The sequence below is a fragment of the Escherichia sp. WS547 genome, assembly GCF_046486065.1.
Lineage (GTDB): Bacteria > Pseudomonadota > Gammaproteobacteria > Enterobacterales > Enterobacteriaceae > Escherichia > Escherichia coli.
In genome coordinates, this window is sequence record NZ_JBJQMA010000020.1 from 78,774 (window position 1) to 97,443 (window position 18,670).

Sequence of the window (18,670 nt, forward strand, 5' to 3'; positions counted from 1 at the left end):
TAAATGCGGTTAGCGCAGCGCGATGGAAATGTCGTAGCGCGCACCCTTGCGTAAAACCGTAAGTTGAATGGAATCCATTGAAGGTAACTGCCGCATCAGAGCAATCATTGCTCGTGGATCAGTGAAATCCTGCTGATTTAGCGCAATGGCGATATCGCCTTCCTTAAAACCGCTGACATCGAACAGAGAACGATCTGCCCCCGGTTTCACTGCATAACCGACAATCCCCTCCTTACGCACAGGCGTAAGCTGGATATAGTTAAAAATTTTCTGCGGATCTTTCGCCAGTGCCTGACGCACGGCAGCCGGGATCTCCACTGGCGCACTGACAGCAGGTTCAGCAACAGCTTGCTTTGCTTCGTCACTGACAGCTTTTTTGTTGGTCACGGCAACGGTGGAACGCTCCTCTTCAGCCAGGCTCAGGCGCTCTATTTTTCCCTGATAGCGCAGCATCACATGGTCGCGGTTGATTTCCTCAATCACTGCGTTGTGCGAGCCAAGCGTTTCACCCTGCAAATAGACCTGCTGTTTACCACCTTCTTCAATAACCGCGCCGGGTCTGGCACCAAAGGCGATCCCACGCAACACCACATTAAGACGCGTTTCGGCCACAGGTGCAGGTTCGGGTTGTTTTACCGGCGTGGCGACGGGCTGATATTTGCCAAACCAGTTTTGCTGGCTGATTAATTGCACGTCATTTTTATCGAACGCTTTTGCATCCGCACGGAGCGGTTTATTCGCCGATGGGGAAACAGCCATATATTCCGCAGAAAAAGAGAAATAGCGCCAGAGTGAATGCGCCACTTTTGCAGAAATAATAAGCAGCATCAGCCAGAACATCCCGCGTGCAATTTTGCGCAGATGCTCTTTGTCTGTATTAAGAGATTGTCTCTGGTTAAGAGTGTGACGAATTTTTGTCAGCCATTGAATGAGATAAATTCGTGCGTCACGAAAAACAACCCGCGCCAATTTATATCTACCCGACGTTATGCTTTGACTATTCCACAGGTGGTACGATCCAGTTTCCGCTGATACTGGTTACCTGTACGTGTATCATTAATCGTTATGCTGTAATTAATTCCCTCAGTGAGCATTAATTTCACCGTTGGGTCATTGCACATTTGTCGTTGATAGCTGGTTAAAAAGGCGTCAGGCGTCTGCGTGGTCTGAGTCCCCGCTTCGCTGATAATGGTCATTTTTACCGTCGTGCCGCTACTTTGTGCCAGCACTAAGGTATATCCCGCAGATTTAATCGGCAGGTTTTGGCTGATATTTTGCGCCTGTTTTTTCGCCAGTAAACTGGCATTTTCATTATGGCTGGCACAGCCACTTAATAATCCTGTAACGCTCAACAATAGCGATATTAATACCCTCCCTGGCATTTGTTTTATCGACATGGTAAATAATCTCTAAGGTTATTAATAAGAGTTAAAATGTCACTTTGATAATGACGTTGTTATCATTAAAACAATGCCTGTAGATAAATTGTTGCTATACCGCCCAGACTTAAACACGGTCCAAAAGGCAGTGTGGTTGATCCTCTTTTTGTAATAACGGCATATATCAGGCCGCAGCATGATGCGATTAAAGCAACATTGGGTAGCGACAACGGCCCCACCCAACTACCTAACGCAGCGAACAATAATACATCGCCCATGCCTAATGCTTCTTTACGCAGAACTATTCCGGCTATCCAGCGCAGGGAGTAAAAAGCGATAAACCCCACCAGGACGCCGGTAACTGCATCTTGTAGCGTGAGCGGGCTCTGCTGCGCCCATGCCGCACTCAGTCCCGTCCACAATACGCCCTGAGTAAAAACATCGGGCAGCCATTGGTGATCGAGGTCAATGACGCTCGCGGCAATCAGCCAGGCGGATAATATCATCACCGCCAGCGCCCATCCACTTTCCGGCCAGACCAGACTCGCCAGCAAAAAAGCGAGTGCCGTCAATAACTCCACCAGCGGATAACGCTTGCTGATTTTCGCCTGACAGTCGCGGCAGCGCCCTTTGAGCATCAGCCAGGAGAACAGCGGAATATTGTCACGTATCCGGATGGTCTGCTGACAATGTGGGCAGTGCGAACGCGGTAGCGCAAGGCTTATTTTTGACTGCGCACTCGACATTTCACCGTGAAACTCCGCCATTTGTTGGCGCAGCATGATTGGGTAACGCCAAATCACCACATTCAAAAAACTGCCGATGATCAATCCTCCGACGGTTGCCAGGACGGGCATCGCCGTGGGGTATTGCTGAAAAACATCAAAAAGCATGGTTAAAGGTTGTTTGTTGTAACTTGCTGGATGCGGCGTAAAACGCCTTATCCGTCCTACGGGTGTCTGCCAGCGCAAATAATCGCGGCTTTCCCCGTCTGTAGGCCCGATAAGCAGGCGCATCGGGCAAATGTGTTAACCCGGTGCGCCTTATTTCATGCCGGATGCGGCGCGAGCGCCTTATCCGGCCTACGGGCTTACTCGGCAGACATCTTATGCTCGGTAACCTGATTAATGGTTTCCGGTCCCTGTTCCGGTTTCGGCAGATCGAGTGACGCGAGCGTGTTGTAAGCCGACTGGCTCACACCGCCCTCGAAGCTCATCTCTGTCGCTCCCGGCAACTGGTAAGCATTCGCGCCCGGATTCCATTTCTTAAAGAATGCGGAAAGGTCCGTCTGAGCGACCCAGGATGCACACAGCATCAGCGTGTCGGCAGCGTTACCGTTGGATTCGGCACAGTAGTTTCTGTTGCCAAATTTGTCATTGCCAACATCATCGCCGCGTGCTTTACGGTGCATCAACTGGAACAGGTTCCAGCCTTTCATCCCTTCACGCTCGCTGTAGAACGCTGGCAGAGAGCCTTCTGGATACCACTGTTTGATATCAAAGTTTTTCTCTGCCCATTCCTTCAGCTGCGCGTACATCAGCAGACGGTCACCCGCACCGCCACGCGCCCATGCCTGACCGTTGCTCTCCTCCAGATATTCCGGCGCAACGGTAATATCGTCAGCGACACGGTTCATCTTGCCGAGATAACGATCCTGCATGTACAGCGCCAGCACGTTGTTCGCCACTTCAGTTGCGCCCGGTACAGTCAGCGGCGTTTCTGCAGCGTTGTGCCCTACTTCGTGCCAGATCAGCCAGTCGTTCAGCGGCGTCGTCGGCAGCGTGGTGCTGTTCGGCGAGAAGCTGCTGTTCATCACCGGATAACCAGAGTGCGCATCACCGATGGAGATCTGCACATCGTTGGTGAAACGATGTTTGTGCCCCGTCAATGCTTCATAGGTAAACATCCGGTGCTTACCGCTTTCGCCATCACGACCGTAGAAGTCATTCATCGAGCTGGCAAAGGTATCCAGATCCTCAGCGAATTGTTTCAGACCGCCCTTGTAATTGCTGGCCTCAAGGTTCTTCTTCGGCGTGGTATAGACGAACGACGCAGACTCCAGCTCACCCAACGGCGCAGGGGATTTCAGGTCGTTTTTCCATTTACCGTCTTTATAAAACGGCGCTTTTACCACGCCAGTAAAGGTGAAGTTGGCTGATTTCTCCTCTTTACTGTCGCTCTTGATATAAATCAGACCACCGTAAGGAACCTTGAACTTCACCGTGCCGCTAGCATCCAGAGAGTATGTTTTAGTCACTCTTGGCGGACGGTTCAGCGCAACCTCATGCTTCTCACGCCCGGTCAGGTCGTCAGCCAGCGCCACGGTAACAGTCACAGGGACTTTCGCATTGGACTTAATGCTGACTTCCTGCTGAGCCGGAGCCCACAGGCCAGTAGACTGCATGTTACCCGCAAACCATTTGGTCGGATTCGAGTACAGGTTGATGGTTTCAGTAACCTCCTCACCTTCAGCCGATACCGCCCCCGGATACTTCTCGACATCAACCTTGATGTTCAGATCCCACCAGGAACGCCCCAGCATCAGGCGCGTCAGCGGTTTTTCCATATAGTTAAGCGGATAGTTCGGGTTCATCATGCCCGCTTTGCTGCCTTCACCGTAGATCATCTTGTTATCGATCAGCGATTGTTTCAGCTCTGCGGAGCACTGCGTGCCACCATCATAAGCATTGTTGGCGTAACAGTTCAGGAACTCGGTGAACGTTTTAAAGCCCAGCTCGTCATCCTTGTCGTTTTCATAGCGATATTCAATTTTATTCCACAGCCAGACCGACATGTTCTGGTACAGACGTTCCAGATCGACGCTGCTCAGACGCTCACCTTTGCGACCATTGGTACGGAAGTAAAGCTCATGCTGATACAGACGCTGAATGTTGGTGCCTAAATCCGCAGCCTGCACCATCGCTTTCGCAGTGTCGGCGTTAAGGCTTAGTTGCGTATACTGTGGAACATACATGCCACCAGTAACCGGAACCCCCGTGCCAGGACGATATTCCAGACAGTTGACCTCATAGTGGTAGTCAGAATCCTTACACTCTTCCAGCCCTGGGAACGCGTCCAGAATTCTCTTCTTCGCCGCAGCCAGTGACTCAGGCGTTTTGTGGTCGGCTTCATCGATAAAGGCGAATTGAGTTACCTGTTTACCCTCAACTTCTTCCTGCCAGCTGGCAACTTCCAGCTTCGGTTTGTCATCAGGTTTGTTTTCTTGCTGATATTTCCAGATAACTTCTTTCGTGGTGTCATCAATGGTATACGGTGGTTTACCATCGACAGCCGGATAACGCTCATAGACCCAAATTGGCGTTGAACGTCGTTGACGAACGCGGTCCGGGTAGCCTTGCGGATCGTTATTTACTACCGACTTGTTAAGCGCCATCGACAAACCTGCGGCATCAAGCAGACGTACAAAGCCAGATGCGCTCTCTTCCTTAAGATTGCTCATCACGTTTTCCATGATCAGCACCGATCCACCTTTGTTCATATAGGCGATCAAATCGGTCACATCCTGCTGGGTCAGCTTCGGTTTGCTGGTATCTGCACGCAGCGGGATTGCATAAGGATCGTTACCAACCTGAGTCACATACTCAAAGCCGTTGAGGATCAGCAGCGGCATTTCCTGCGGGTCGAGATCGCCATAGCTACTTAAATGCTCAACAGAGATACCCGCAAAATCCGGATGAAAGCCGAACGCAGCACTATTTCCTGTAACCTGCCCGTGTTTTTTGAAATACACCGTGTCCAGGTTAGTACCCACGGTCATATTGGATTTTGCATCCGGCAACCAGCGATCATTTGACAGATAGCGCAGCACGTTCTCCATGAAGTTCTTCATGTCATCCGGGTCGCTGTTGAGCGTACACTGCCCATCTTTATTAACGCCCCCGTTCCAGCTGTAACCGTTCGGGCAACGCAGGATGCTGTTGTAGTGTGGGTTACCGATAACCATCAGCTTGCCATCGCCCACTTGCCCCAGCGAAATAAACGGCAGGTTGAAGGTGGCTGTTTCGCGTGTCACGTTCTCTGGTCGCACAATGGAAGGCGCTTCAGTAATGTACGCCAGCTCATTTTTATCCCAGGCCCGTTTCTCGCCGAAGGCCAGCCAGTAGTTTTTATCATTACGCGCCATCAGAATCGGGAAGGCCGCGTTGGAGATATTCACCACCGCCTGACCGCGCGCATTACCCGTGCTGCCATAGAAGTTGGTGGAGTCATGGAATACATGGAACTTGCTGACAGATTTGTAGTTCGTATCCACGCCCCACAGCTTGTTGATAACGCCCTGAATCTGGCCGTCATTAACATTGCGCGTCGTCAGCGAGAACCAGCGAGCCTCGTTACAACCATCGGTTTTCGCACAAATCGCGGTATCGATCTCTTTGGCCTGACCCGTATTAAACTGCTCAATAAATTCGTTAGGCAGATTAACGACTTGCTCACCTTCCCCCAGCGTCGCACCGTTGGATAACGAGAGATTGATAATCTCGTTGATCACGTTGGGATATTCGGCAAAGACCTTGCGTACATCGTCCGGAACAACACGGGTATTATTTTGCCCGGTCGTCGAATAGCGATGAATAAGCTGATCAATATTCGCCCCGCGAACTTCATCACCCAGTTCAGTCAGCGCAATGGTCGACTTATTGCCGCGCACTGAACCCAGTTCAAAGGTATCGATACCAAAGGAGATGGTTTCGCCCCAGCTAAAGGAAAATTCACCATTTTCCCCTGTCACGCCACGGCCTGAATTGGTGTAGTAGTTGACGCCAGCAACACCATATCCCTGGCTATCGACCAGTCGACCTTCAGAGAGAATGATTTCAGTGGGTTGATACTGATAAAACTGTTCCGCGTTAGCCGACACGAAGGAAGCGTTCAGATCCGGTTTTGTTCCCGGCGTGGTGACGGGCACGACCGGTGAAGTATGAGTGGATGGCGCTTTATCGGTCGCAGCATTGTTTTCCACCTCTTCATTGACCAGCTTTTTGAACTCTTCCGGTGCCAGATCGATTTGCTTATACAGCGAGTCGAAGCGTTCACTCTCGATCACCGAGGAGAACGTCAGACAAACCTGTTCTGTATTCGCCGGACAGCTGTTACTGGACGTTACCAGCGAAACCGCATTGCTTTTCTTGTCATCGGAGCCCGCCAGTTCTTGCGCGTCCTCAAGGCTAAACGACACTTTTTCAACCGCACGCAAGCTACGCGCAGCTTCTGACTGAGTGTTGAAGGTGGCAATTGTCGTGTTACCCGCCACGCAAGTAACGTCCTCGCCAGGTTTAAATGTAAAGCCATCGCTGGATTCACCATTACAGGTAGCACCAGTTACCCGCTGGCTTCCGCCCAGGGTCAGATAACCCGTTTTCGTAGGAACAGGTTCTGGCTCCGGTTCTGGTGTTGGTTCAGGATCAGGTATCGGTTCTGGCGTAGGCTCTGGGTCCGGCGTTGGCTCAGGCGTCGGCTCCGGGTTTGGTGTTGGATCAGGTTTCACTTCCGGCAAAGACCCTGTTCCAGAATCTACAGGCGGCGTATCGGAGGAAGATCCGGAACCACCGCCATCACAACCGGCTAACAGGGTTGCGCTCAAAATAGCCGCTAAAAGCGATTTCTTATATTTAAATTTCTTATTCATTAATAACGCAAGTGACAAAACAATGTTAAAAAATTCGTAACTGGGAGAAATAGTTTTATGCTTTATCTTCTCTAATAACTTCCTCCATTCTTAAGAAAACGACATCATTGATAGAAAACAGGTGAAATTTATAAGAATAACCCCTATACGATGTCTATCTGGCTATTTTTACGAAATTTCAACAAACAAAAAATTAACAACATTTCACAACGTAACTATATAAATTTGTTGGTAGTTTTAACGATTAAGATTGCAAAAGCAACAGATAGAACGGTGTTTGCTCATCAAGCGAACATAATTAATACAGACTTGTTTTGCGTGATAAAAAAATAGATGTTCTCACGCTCTTAATTATTTAGCAGGTTATCTGAACGCAAAACATTATTGCTGCATAGATAATAAAGCGAGAAATGATTTTCAATTAATAAGACAGAATAATGTAAATGAAGCCGGATGATATTAACGATCATCCGGCTTTATTGATTTACGAGACTAACATCCCGGTAAACACATACGCCTGCAGCAGGGTGATAATGCCGATAACGCTGGCAAAAATCAGACTGTGCTTCACGGTGTAGCGGAACAGTTCAGATTCTCGGCCCACCATGCCCGTCGCGGCGCAGGCCACGGCGATAGATTGCGGGGAGATCATCTTGCCAGTTACGCCGCCGCTGGTGTTTGCTGCCACCAGCAGGGTGTCAGAGACGTTGATTTGCTGCGCCGTGGTCGATTGCAGTGAACCAAACAGGGCGTTAGAGGAGGTGTCCGAGCCGGTAAGGAATACGCCCAGCCAGCCGAGAAACGGTGAGAAGAACGGGAACATCACGCCTGTACCTGCCAGTACCAGCGCCAGCGTGGTGGACATGCCAGAATAGTTGGTGACGAAGGCGAACGCCAGCACCATGCCAATCGACAGTATCGGCCACTTCAAGCTAATTAGCGTTTCGGCAAAGACGCCAATACCTTTCTTGATCCCCACACCGAGGATGAAGATAGAGATAATCGCCGCAATAAAAATAGCGGTGCCGCCAGCCGAGAGGGGGTCGAATTTAAACACCGCATCCATTGGCGTTGGTTGGGCGACAATGGGTGCCGCTTTCAACACTTGTTGATGCAAATGAGGGATCTGGAAATTAATCACCAGTGAATAAAACGCGCCGCCCGGAGCAAATAACGCTTTAAACGGCTTCATGGTCCAGATGGTGACCAGCACCGTTAAGATTAAAAACGGTGACCACGCTCGAATGATTTGCCCCAGACTATATTCTGAAGGCACGGGACCGCCAGAAGATGGCTTATTTACCACCATCGCACCTGCGGATTGTCCCATGCTGATTGCCGTTTCGGTATTTTTCGGCCGCCAGACTTTAAGGAATAAAGCGAGTGAGACGATACTCACCAGCGCCGAAGTAATATCCGGCAGTTCCGGACCAATATAGTTAGAGGTAAAGAACTGAGTGACAGCGAAGCTTCCCCCAGCAACCAGCGCCGCTGGCCACGTCTCTTTCACCCCTTTCCAGCCGTCCATCATTGCTACCAGCCAGAACGGCACAAGAACCGACAGGAACGGTAACTGACGTCCCGCCATTGCGCCAATGTGGAACGGATCGATTCCCGTTACCTGACCGGCGACCAGAATCGGCACGCCCAACGCACCAAACGCCACCGGCGCAGTATTGGCAATCAGACACAGCCCCGCCGCGTATAACGGTTTGAAGCCCAGGCCCACCAGCAGCGCACCGGTAATCGCCACCGGCGCACCAAAGCCAGCCGCTCCTTCCAGCAACGCACCAAAGGAGAAACCAATCAGTAACACCTGCAAACGCTGATCGTCGGTGATGGAGATAACCGAGCTGCGGATAATATCGAACTGCCCGCTGGCAACGGTTAATTTATACAGGAACACCGCCGCGACAATAATCCACGCTATTGGCCATAATCCATAAATAAAGCCATAGCCCGCAGCAGCAAATGCCATATCAATCGGCATTTTAAAGGCGAATATTGCAATCAGGATAGATAATATAAGGGTTATTGCTCCAGCGACATGTCCTTTCAGACGTAATACCGCGAGTGCAACGAAGAAGAATATTATCGGGATCAGGGCGACCAGAGCGGATAGCCCCAGTCCTCCCATCGGCATATACATTTGGGTCCAGGTAACCATATTGTTCAGTCTCTTATTATCTTTATATGCTTGATATACTTAAGGTTGTAATAAGCAAAAGAGGACTGAACTGTAAAATATAGGCGTTATACTTTACAGCAACAGTACGCCGCTAACGCAATTGCTACCTCTGGCATAACAAGTATATCGGGTAAGGGTTTCTGTTCCGCACACGCAGACGCAGAGTATCGTTAAGATGTCCATATTGTTGTTTTAGGCCCGCTAGTAATGCGCTACGGGTATTTAATATTGTTAAACCCTGATAATCGCTCCGGTTATTTCCGGGATAAATGTACTACCGCAGTTACTATCATAGCCCCGACAATAAAACTTGCCGGGGCTTTTTTGACGCTATTAATGACTTTCTTTTTCGCGTAAACGCCAGGCGTGTAATAACGGTTCGGTATAACCGTTTGGCTGTTTCACGCCGAGGAAGATTAAATCGCTGGCAGCTTTAAAAGCACTCGAGTTAGCGAAATTCCCCGCCATCGGACGATAAGCCGGATCGCCAGCGTTTTGCTGATCAACCACTTTCGCCATATTCTCCAGCGACGCCTGCACCTGTTCTTTAGTCAAAATACCGTGACGTAACCAGTTGGCGATATGCTGGCTGGAGATGCGCAGCGTTGCGCGGTCTTCCATCAGCGCCACATTGTGAATATCCGGCACTTTTGAACAACCAATCCCCTGCTCCACCCAGCGCACCACGTACCCCAGAATCCCCTGCACGTTGTTATCCAGCTCTTGTTGGATCTCTTGTGCCGACCAGTTAGCGTTTTCAGCAACCGGAATAGTCAGCAGATCGTCCAGCAGCGGTTCAAATTCAGCATTGAACTCGGTCTGGGCAATGTTGGCTTGTACGCTCTGTACGTTGGTTTGGTGGTAGTGCAGCGCATGGAGCGTAGCAGCGGTTGGTGACGGAACCCAGGCTGTGTTTGCCCCGGCACGCAGTTGGTCGCCCTTCTGGCTGTACATGTCTGCCATCAGGTCCGGCATTGCCCACATGCCTTTACCAATTTGCGCTTTACCGCGCAGCCCACAGAACAGACCGGAAAGCACGTTATTACGCTCGTAGGCTTTGATCCAAGGCGTCGATTTCATCTGATTTTTACGCAGCATCGGGCCAGCTTCCATCACCGAATGCATTTCATCGCCGGTACGGTCGAGGAAACCGGTATTGATGAACGCCACGCGGTTGCGCGCCTGAGCGATACAGCTACGCAAGTTCAGCGAGGTCCGACGTTCTTCATCCATAATGCCCATTTTCAGGGTATTCGGTGCCATACCGAGCATTGTCTCAATGCGGGTAAACAGTTTGTTGGCGAACGCCACTTCCTGCGGACCGTGCATTTTCGGTTTCACAATATAGACGCTGCCAGTGCGCGAGTTTTTCTGCACTTTTAAATCATAGAGGGCAATCGCGCCAGTCATGACGCCATCAAGAATGCCTTCCGGGATTTCATTGCCTTCGCTGTCCCAAATCACAGGAATGGTCATCAAATGACCCACGTTGCGGATAAACAGCAGCGAGCGTCCGTGCAGAGAAATTTCAGAGCCATCGGCGGCGGTGTAATGACGATCGTCATTCAGTTTACGCACGATTTGCCGACCGTTTTTCTCCATTTTCTCTTGCAGAGTCCCCTGCATCAGGCCCAGCAGGTTGCGGTACAGCAGGATTTTATCTTCCGCATCAACCGCCGCGACCGAATCTTCGCAGTCGAGAATGGTACTGATGGCCGCTTCGACGATAACATCGTTGATGTGCGCCGGATCGTCTTTGCCAATCCGCCCGTTGGCATCAATTTGCAGTTCAATATGCAGGCCGTTATTTTTCAGCAAAATGCAGGTCGGCGCAGCGGCATCGCCACGGTAACCGACAAACTGCGCCGGGGTACGTAACGTGGTTTCTTTACCATTTTTCAACTGGATGCGTAATTGTTTATCGACCACCTTAAACGCCACCACATCCTGATAGCTGCCGTTTTCCAGCGGTAGAGATTCATCGAGGAAACGCCGAACCCAGGCGATAACCTGCGCACCGCGTTGCGGATCGTAGCCGCTGACCATCGCCCCTTCCTGCGGGATGATGTCGCTGCCGTATAACGCATCGTATAGTGAGCCCCAGCGAGCGTTCGCCGCGTTCAGCGCGTAGCGGGCGTTCATTGCCGGAACCACCAGCTGCGGCCCCGCCTGGCTGGTGATTTCGCTGTCAATACCCGTGGTTTCCACCGTCACGCGCTCCGGTTGCGGCACCAGGTAGCCCAGTTCACGCAGGAAAGATTTATAGGCCGCTTTATCTTTTACCGGCCCCGGATTGCTGCGATGCCACTCATCAAGCACCGCCTGAATGCGATCGCGCTCTGCCAGCAACTGACGATTCTCTGGCGCCAGATCGTGAACGATCTCATCAACATTGTGCCAGAACGCGGCAGCATCCAGTTCCACGCCAGGCAAAACTTCTTCATCCACAAAACGTTTAAAATTGGCGTCAATGCGTAAACGGCCCTGGGTTATGGTTTGACTCATTGTTTCTCTCCTCGTTTTCGCTTATTTCGCCAACACCGCTGCTGCCGCTTTCGCGACCTGCGCATCCTGTGCTCCGGTTAAACCAGAAACGCCCACGGCACCAATAATTTGCCCATCAACAACAACCGGTACGCCACCTTCCAGCGACGTCAGTAACGGCGCAGTCACGAACGCGGTACGTCCGTTGTTCACCATCTCTTCATAGCCCTTAGTTTCACGACGCCCCAGCGCGGCGGTACGCGCTTTCTCCTGGGAGATGTAAGCCGCAATCGGCGCGCAATCGTCCATGCGACTTAACGCCAGCAGATGACCGCCGTCATCGGCAACAGCAATGGAAACAGACCAGTTATTTTTCTGCGCCTCTTCCTGACCTGCGGCAATAATTGCACTCGCCATTTGCTGGCTAAGAATGACTTTAGTTTTCATTTTGTTATTCCTTTTCAAGGGCTTGTTCTACAATTTCAATCCAGTGACGCACAGAGGTACGACCGGCGCTCGCCAGATGGGTCTGGCAACCAATGTTGGCGGTGACGATCATTTCCGGTTTGCCGCTTTCCAGCGCATTCATTTTGTTTTCCCGCAGCTGGCGTGCCAGATCGGGATGCGTTAACGCATATGTTCCCGCTGAACCGCAGCACAGATGGCTGTCGGGAACGTCCGTTAAGGTAAATCCAAGACGAAGCAACACTTTTTCCACTTCGCCGTTCAGCTTTTGCGCATGTTGTAGGGTACACGGGCAGTGGAAGGCCAGTTTTTTATCGCCGCGAATTGCCAGTTTTTCCAGCGGTTCCTCGCGCAGAAGCTCGACTAAATCGACCGCCAGTTCACTGACTTGACGCGCTTTATCGGCATATAACGCATCGTTTTTCAGCATCTGCCCGTACTCTTTGACAAACGCGCCGCAACCGCTGGCGGTTTGCAAAATTGCCTCGGCACCTGCTTCAATCGCGGGCCACCAGGCATCAATATTATTGCGCGCCCGTGCCAGCCCTTTCTCCTGCGCATTAAGATGATAGTCCACCGCGCCACAACAGCCTGCTTCGTTAGCTGACATGACGCTGATCCCCAGACGATCCAGCACTCGCGCAGTTGCCGCGTTGGTGTTGGGCGAAAGCGTAGGCTGGGCGCAGCCTTCCAGCATTAAAACCCGACGCTTATGGCGCAGCGGCGGACGCGGTTTAGCTTTCACCGTTTCAGCAGGCAGTTTTGCTCTGACCTGTTCCGGTAAAAACGGTCGCAGCACCAGCCCTACCTGCGTCAGCGCACGGAAGACCGCCGGACGCGGCACTACCTGGCGCAATCCTTCGCGCAGTATTCGCTCCGGCAGTGGGCGTTTCACTTTCTGCTCGACAATATCACGCCCGATATCCAGCAAATTGTGATAGCGCACACCAGAAGGACAGGTGGTTTCACAATTGCGGCAAGTGAGGCAGCGATCGAGATGCTCCTGTGTTTTAAGCGTGACTTCGTTGCCTTCCAGCACCTGTTTAATCAGATAGATGCGCCCGCGCGGCCCGTCCAGTTCATCGCCCAGAAGCTGATAGGTTGGGCAGGTTGCGGTACAAAATCCGCAGTGAACACAGGCGCGCAGGATGCTGTCGGCTTCCAGCGCGCGCGCGTTCTGCCGCATCTCTTCAGTTAATTGGGTTTGCATAGCCTGCTCCTCAAAGTTCCGCGTACATGCGACCGGGGTTAAACACGCCGCAAGGGTCGAGCTGCTGTTTAAGCTGCTGGTGATAGCGGAATAAAGGAGCCGATAGCGGGGCAAAGCCACCATCTCCGGCACTAAAGCGGGTCGCATGACCGCCAGCGTTGCGGGCGATGCGATGGATTTGATTGTCCTCGGCTGTCGATTTCAGCCAGCGTAACGCCCCGCCCCAGTCGATCAGTTGCTCGCCGGGTAAATCCATCATCGGCGCATCACTGGGTAATGAAATGCGCCATAAGGTACCTGGTAACGAGAAGAACGGCAGTTGTTGTTCACGCAATTGCTGCCAGAACTGACCGGCAACCTCTTCGCCACCCAGCAGTTCACGCGCTGCTTTTACCGATCCTTCGCCGCCCTCAAGGCGGATCCACAACGCATTGTCGAAGTAACATAAGCCACTAATGGGTAATGGCTGGAGTTGCCACTCGGCGATTTCACTCATGGCTTCTTGCAGGCTGATTTCCCGACGCAGGCTCAGGGAGGCGCGCGGTCGCGGTAACACTTTCATTGAGATTTCAGTGAGCACGCCAAGACAACCGTAGCTTCCGACCATTAACCGTGAGAGATCGTATCCGGCAACGTTTTTCATCACTTCGCCACCAAAACGCAGATGTTTTCCAGCGCCGGTAATGATGCGCGTGCCGAGGACAAAATCGCGGACCGAACCGCTCCACGGGCGACGCGGCCCCGCCAGCCCGCAGGCGACCATCCCGCCCCAGGTGGCTTCTTCACCATAATGCGGCGGTTCACAGGGGAGCATTTGCCCCGCGCTTTCCAGCGCCGCTTCAATTGTCACCAGCGGCGTTCCGACACGCGCGGTTATCACCAGCTCGGTCGGGTCGTAATTAACAATGCCGCGATGACAACGAACATCCAGCGTTTGCCCGGTGACAGGGCGACCTAAAAAGGCTTTGCTATTGCTGCCCTGAATCACCAGCGGCGTTTTATCGCTAATCGCCTGATTCACCTGCTCCAGCAGCGCCTGGCTGTAATCACACTCGCGTAGCATCAGAAACGCTCCAGTTCAGGGAAAGGTAAATGACCGTGATGCACATGCATGGCACCAAATTCAGCACAGCGGTGTAGCGTGGGAATGTTTTTCCCAGGGTTCAGCAAACCATCGGGGTCAAACGCCGCCTTGACCGCATGGAAGGTCGTGATTTCATCGCTGTTGAACTGGGCGCACATTTGATTGATTTTTTCTCGCCCGATGCCATGTTCGCCACTGATGCTGCCGCCAACTTCAACGCAGAGTTCGAGGATCTTCCCGCCCAGCTCTTCCGCGCGGGCAAATTCACCGGGTTCGTTGGCATCGAAAAGGATTAACGGGTGCATGTTGCCATCTCCGGCATGAAAGACGTTGGCAACACGTAAATCATATTGCTGCGATAAACGGGCAATGCCTTCCAGTACGCCAGGCAGGGCGCGACGCGGGATGGTGCCATCCATGCAGTAGTAATCCGGGGAGATACGTCCTACCGCCGGGAACGCATTTTTGCGACCGGCCCAGAAACGTACGCGCTCTGCTTCGTCCTGTGCCAGACGGACGTCAGTCGCGCCCGCTTTCAACAAGATGTCGTTAACCCGCTCGCAGTCTTCCTGTACGTCAGACTCCACGCCGTCCAGCTCGCATAACAAAATCGCTTCGGCGTCGACGGGATAACCGGCATGAATAAAATCTTCCGCCGCGCGGATCGACAGGTTATCCATCATCTCCAGCCCGCCGGGGATAATGCCATTGGCGATGATGTCACCAACCGCAAGTCCGGCTTTTTCTACCGAGTCAAAGCTGGCTAACAGAACCCGCGCCACGGGCGGCTTCGGCAGCAGTTTTACCGTCACTTCGGTGGTCACGCCGAGCATACCTTCCGATCCGGTGAACAGCGCCAGCAGGTCAAAACCAGGTGAATCCAGCGCGTCCGATCCCAGCGTCAGTGCCTCGCCGTCCAGCGTTTGCACTTCAATTTTCAGCAGGTTATGTACGGTCAGACCATATTTCAGGCAGTGGACGCCGCCGGCATTTTCAGCCACATTGCCGCCAATGGAACAGGCGATTTGTGAGGAAGGGTCCGGTGCGTAGTAGAGATTATGCGGTGCAACGGCCTGGGAGATCGCCAGGTTACGCACGCCTGGCTGCACGCGCGCGCGGCGACCAACGGGGTTAATGTCGAGGATCTCTTTAAAGCGCGCCATCACCAACAACACACCTTTTTCCAGCGGCAGCGCGCCACCAGAAAGCCCGGTGCCTGCACCACGGGTCACCACCGGTACACGCAGGCGATGGCAGACAGCCAGAATCGCTGTCACCTGTTCCATTTGCTTAGGCAGAACAACCAGTAATGGACGCGTGCGATACGCGCTCAACCCGTCACACTCGTAAGGAATGATCTCCTCATCGGTATGCAGGATCTCAAGTCCAGGGACATGCTCACGCAGTGCCATCAGTACCGATGTGCGGTCGACATCGGGTAAAGCGCCATCAAGACGCTCTTCGTACAAGATGCTCATGAGTAGGCTTCGCTTTGTTGTGTTGTGTGGCAGCTGATTTTTGCGCGCTGCTTCTGTGAACAGTTATTAAGCGGGCTTTTCGTTTTCGTCTATCTCTTTAGCTACCGGTCAGACCATTTTTTTTCCAGCTCTGTGACCTTGTCTTGGTTAACTCAATGTTAAATTGATGTAACATAATCACTTACGTGATGTGCGTGTTTTGCGAGTTAAGAACAGAAAAATTGGTCCTACCTGTGCACGAGGTCCGGGAATGAAAGATGAACGTCGCCCTATTTGCGAAGTGGTTGCAGAGAGTATCGAACGGTTAATTATCGACGGCGTACTGAAGGTCGGTCAGCCGCTTCCCTCGGAACGTCGACTGTGTGAAAAGCTCGGCTTCTCACGCTCCGCACTGCGTGAAGGGCTGACCGTGCTGCGCGGGCGCGGGATTATTGAAACGGCGCAGGGTCGCGATTCTCGTGTCGCACGGCTTAATCGGGTGCAGGACACCAGCCCGCTGATCCATCTGTTCAGTACGCAGCCGCGAACGCTGTACGATCTGCTCGACGTTCGCGCATTACTGGAGGGCGAATCGGCAAGGCTGGCGGCAACGCTGGGAACGCAGGCTGATTTTGTTGTGATAACCCGCTGTTATGAAAAAATGCTCGCCGCCAGTGAGAACAACAAAGAGATTTCGCTGATCGAACATGCGCAGTTGGATCACGCTTTCCATCTCGCCATTTGTCAGGCTTCTCACAATCAGGTGCTGGTGTTTACGCTGCAATCATTGACCGATCTGATGTTTAATTCAGTGTTTGCCAGCGTAAATAATCTCTACCATCGACCACAGCAAAAAAAGCAGATCGATCGCCAGCATGCGCGGATCTACAACGCGGTGTTGCAGCGGCTGCCGCACGTCGCCCAGCGCGCAGCACGCGATCATGTGCGGACCGTGAAAAAGAATCTCCACGATATCGAGCTGGAAGGCCACCATTTGATTCGCTCGGCGGTGCCGCTGGAGATGAACCTGAGTTAGCTGGTATTAAATCTGCTTTTCATACAATCGGTAACGCTTGTACGGCTCCGCCCCAATGCGTTCCAGCATGTTATTCATGCCTGTATTGGTTTCGAGGATCCATGACATCTCTAGCGCATCGATCTTCCGGCGGGCAAACGGATCGCGTAAGGCTTCAATCAATAACAGCGCAATCACCGGGCCGATGCGGCTGAACTGATACTCGTCGCGCACGCCCATCAGCGGTACTCGCGCAGTTCGCACACCGCTGACTTTCAAACGCCACAGCAATTTTGCCCAGCCGAAGGGAAAGAGCGATCCGTTCAGATCGGCAATCGCCTCGTTGATGTTCGGCAAGCCGACAATAAACGCGCAGGGTGCAGAATCAATCTCAGCGATATAGATCATATCGTCCGGCACCAGATATTTAAGTTGATCGCCCATGGTCGCGAATTCATGTTCGGTAAACGGCACAAATCCCCAGTTGTGCTGCCAGCCAGAGTTGAAAATCTCACGCAGGATCTGCATCTCTTCGGCAAACCGCTGACGATTGATGCAGCGAATGGTCACCTTTTTGCGCACCTGATCCATCAGTTTTTTTAGCGCCGGAGAGAAAGTGAGATCGGTTCGCTGCATCCACCACGCCAGTAAATCAATGCCTTTGTGATAACCCAGTTGTTCAATATGCGCGGCATACCACGGTTTGCCGTGTGGCATCATCGCACAGGGTGGTGTGTCAAAACCTTCAATCAGTAATCCGCTTTCCTGATTGATATTCAGGCTGAAAGGCCCGCTGATCTTACTTGCACCTTGTGACTTCAACCACGCTTCCGCTGCGCCAAACAACGCGGCAAAAACCTGCGGATCATCAATGGCGTCAATCATGCCGAAATGACCGGTATCTTCACCGTAACGCTCACGGTGCAAGGTATCTATTTGCGCGGTAATACGCCCAACTATCTGCCCCGCTTTTTTTGCCACCCACGCCTGCCAGATGATATGGTCCGTCCCCGGATTTTTCGCAGACAAATGCTCGTTGCGTTCTATGAATAAAGGGGGTATCCAGTTTGGATCGTCGGGATAAAGTGATGACGGAAAAGCGATAAATGCCTTAAGGTCATTTTTATTAATTACTTTTTCAATTTTAATCATCAGCAGATCGCATTCCATAGTTCTGTTCTGTGGGTAACAAATAATTAACGGTGACAAACAGGGTAATGCTGCCAACTTACTGATTTAGTGTATGATGGTGATTTTAAGGTGCTTGCGTGGCTTCCATTTCCATCAGATGTCCTTCCTGCTCCGCTACTGAAGGCGTGGTGCGTAACGGCAAAAGCACTGCCGGACATCAGCGCTATCTCTGCTCTCACTGCCGTAAAACATGGCAACTACAGTTCACTTACACCGCCTCTCAGCCCGGTACGCACCAGAAAATCATTGATATGGCCATGAATGGCGTTGGATGCCGGGCAACCGCCCGCATTATGGGCGTTGGCCTCAACACGATTTTCCGCCATTTAAAAAACTCAGGCCGCAGTCGGTAACCTCGCGCATACAGCCGGGCAGTGACGTCATCGTCTGCGCGGAAATGGACGAACAGTGGGGATACGTCGGGGCTAAATCGCGCCAGCGCTGGCTGTTTTACGCGTATGACAGGCTCCGGAAGACGGTTGTTGCGCACGTATTCGGTGAACGCACGATGGCGACGCTGGGGCGTCTTATGAGCCTGCTGTCACCCTTT

Annotated in this window: 12 protein-coding genes and 1 pseudogene; 2 read left to right on the forward strand and 11 right to left on the reverse strand. The window is 52.2% G+C overall.

Annotated features, from left to right (window positions below; all coding sequences use genetic code 11):
- Nucleotides 1–9 precede the first annotated feature (9 nt).
- From gspC to glcD, 10 genes are all read right to left on the reverse strand, one after another.
- Nucleotides 10–969 carry a type II secretion system protein GspC gene (gene gspC, locus ACJHWK_RS17500; protein WP_047663928.1) on the reverse strand — a complete coding sequence of 320 codons (960 nt, stop codon included), beginning with the start codon at nucleotides 967–969 and terminating at the stop codon, nucleotides 10–12.
- Between the two features lie 17 nt (nucleotides 970–986).
- A complete protein-coding gene (gene gspS2, locus ACJHWK_RS17505) occupies nucleotides 987–1,397 on the reverse strand; it encodes a type II secretion system pilot lipoprotein GspS-beta (RefSeq protein ID WP_001300497.1) in 411 nt (136 codons plus the stop codon).
- 65 nt (nucleotides 1,398–1,462) lie between these two features.
- The gene (gene pppA, locus ACJHWK_RS17510; protein WP_001300405.1) at nucleotides 1,463–2,272 is read right to left on the reverse strand and encodes a prepilin peptidase PppA; all 810 of its coding nucleotides are present in this window, start codon (nucleotides 2,270–2,272) and stop codon (nucleotides 1,463–1,465) included.
- Nucleotides 2,273–2,469: 197 nt separating this feature from the next.
- A complete protein-coding gene (gene sslE, locus ACJHWK_RS17515) occupies nucleotides 2,470–7,026 on the reverse strand; it encodes a lipoprotein metalloprotease SslE (RefSeq protein WP_115738050.1) in 4,557 nt (1,518 codons plus the stop codon).
- Between the two features lie 484 nt (nucleotides 7,027–7,510).
- Nucleotides 7,511–9,193, reverse strand: coding sequence for a glycolate permease GlcA (gene glcA / locus ACJHWK_RS17520; RefSeq protein ID WP_000259302.1), 1,683 nt, complete (start codon nucleotides 9,191–9,193; stop codon nucleotides 7,511–7,513).
- Nucleotides 9,194–9,547: 354 nt separating this feature from the next.
- On the reverse strand, nucleotides 9,548–11,719 hold the full coding sequence (gene glcB / locus ACJHWK_RS17525; RefSeq protein WP_000084110.1) for a malate synthase G: 2,172 nt from the start codon (nucleotides 11,717–11,719) through the stop codon (nucleotides 9,548–9,550).
- 21 nt (nucleotides 11,720–11,740) lie between these two features.
- Nucleotides 11,741–12,145 carry a GlcG family protein gene (locus ACJHWK_RS17530; protein ID WP_000853256.1) on the reverse strand — a complete coding sequence of 135 codons (405 nt, stop codon included), beginning with the start codon at nucleotides 12,143–12,145 and terminating at the stop codon, nucleotides 11,741–11,743.
- 4 nt (nucleotides 12,146–12,149) lie between these two features.
- Nucleotides 12,150–13,373 (reverse strand): glycolate oxidase subunit GlcF, encoded by a 1,224-nt coding sequence (gene glcF, locus ACJHWK_RS17535; protein WP_001194665.1) that lies wholly within the window; start codon nucleotides 13,371–13,373, stop codon nucleotides 12,150–12,152.
- A 10-nt stretch (nucleotides 13,374–13,383) separates the two neighbouring features.
- Nucleotides 13,384–14,436 (reverse strand): glycolate oxidase subunit GlcE, encoded by a 1,053-nt coding sequence (gene glcE / locus ACJHWK_RS17540; protein ID WP_000943100.1) that lies wholly within the window; start codon nucleotides 14,434–14,436, stop codon nucleotides 13,384–13,386.
- Nucleotides 14,436–15,935 (reverse strand): glycolate oxidase subunit GlcD, encoded by a 1,500-nt coding sequence (gene glcD, locus ACJHWK_RS17545; RefSeq protein ID WP_000026117.1) that lies wholly within the window; start codon nucleotides 15,933–15,935, stop codon nucleotides 14,436–14,438. The genes glcE and glcD overlap by 1 nt, the downstream gene beginning before the upstream one ends.
- Before the next feature lie 250 nt (nucleotides 15,936–16,185).
- Between glcD and glcC the strand changes: the two genes are divergently transcribed.
- Entirely contained in the window at nucleotides 16,186–16,950 is a 765-nt protein-coding gene (glcC, locus tag ACJHWK_RS17550) for a transcriptional regulator GlcC (protein ID WP_001297764.1), read from the forward strand.
- Between the two features lie 6 nt (nucleotides 16,951–16,956).
- On the opposite strand, the gene yghO is transcribed toward glcC, so the two are convergent.
- The gene (gene yghO / locus ACJHWK_RS17555) at nucleotides 16,957–18,099 is read right to left on the reverse strand and encodes a protein YghO (RefSeq protein ID WP_000388786.1); all 1,143 of its coding nucleotides are present in this window, start codon (nucleotides 18,097–18,099) and stop codon (nucleotides 16,957–16,959) included.
- 98 nt (nucleotides 18,100–18,197) lie between these two features.
- Between yghO and ACJHWK_RS17560 the strand changes: the two are divergent.
- Nucleotides 18,198–18,670: pseudogene (locus ACJHWK_RS17560) on the forward strand (IS1 family transposase); the annotation flags it as partial.

What these genes read in the sequence shown, in the direction of transcription:
- gspS2 (WP_001300497.1), bottom strand. Translation starts at nt 1,397, where the DNA reads ATGTCGATAAAACAAATGCCAGGGAGGGTATTAATATCGCTATTGTTG.
- pppA (WP_001300405.1), bottom strand. Translation starts at nt 2,272, where the DNA reads ATGCTTTTTGATGTTTTTCAGCAATACCCCACGGCGATGCCCGTCCTG.
- sslE (WP_115738050.1), bottom strand. Translation starts at nt 7,026, where the DNA reads ATGAATAAGAAATTTAAATATAAGAAATCGCTTTTAGCGGCTATTTTG.
- glcA (WP_000259302.1), bottom strand. Translation starts at nt 9,193, where the DNA reads ATGGTTACCTGGACCCAAATGTATATGCCGATGGGAGGACTGGGGCTA.
- glcB (WP_000084110.1), bottom strand. Translation starts at nt 11,719, where the DNA reads ATGAGTCAAACCATAACCCAGGGCCGTTTACGCATTGACGCCAATTTT.
- ACJHWK_RS17530 (WP_000853256.1), bottom strand. Translation starts at nt 12,145, where the DNA reads ATGAAAACTAAAGTCATTCTTAGCCAGCAAATGGCGAGTGCAATTATT.
- glcF (WP_001194665.1), bottom strand. Translation starts at nt 13,373, where the DNA reads ATGCAAACCCAATTAACTGAAGAGATGCGGCAGAACGCGCGCGCGCTG.
- glcE (WP_000943100.1), bottom strand. Translation starts at nt 14,436, where the DNA reads ATGCTACGCGAGTGTGATTACAGCCAGGCGCTGCTGGAGCAGGTGAAT.
- glcD (WP_000026117.1), bottom strand. Translation starts at nt 15,935, where the DNA reads ATGAGCATCTTGTACGAAGAGCGTCTTGATGGCGCTTTACCCGATGTC.
- glcC (WP_001297764.1), top strand. Translation starts at nt 16,186, where the DNA reads ATGAAAGATGAACGTCGCCCTATTTGCGAAGTGGTTGCAGAGAGTATC.
- yghO (WP_000388786.1), bottom strand. Translation starts at nt 18,099, where the DNA reads ATGGAATGCGATCTGCTGATGATTAAAATTGAAAAAGTAATTAATAAA.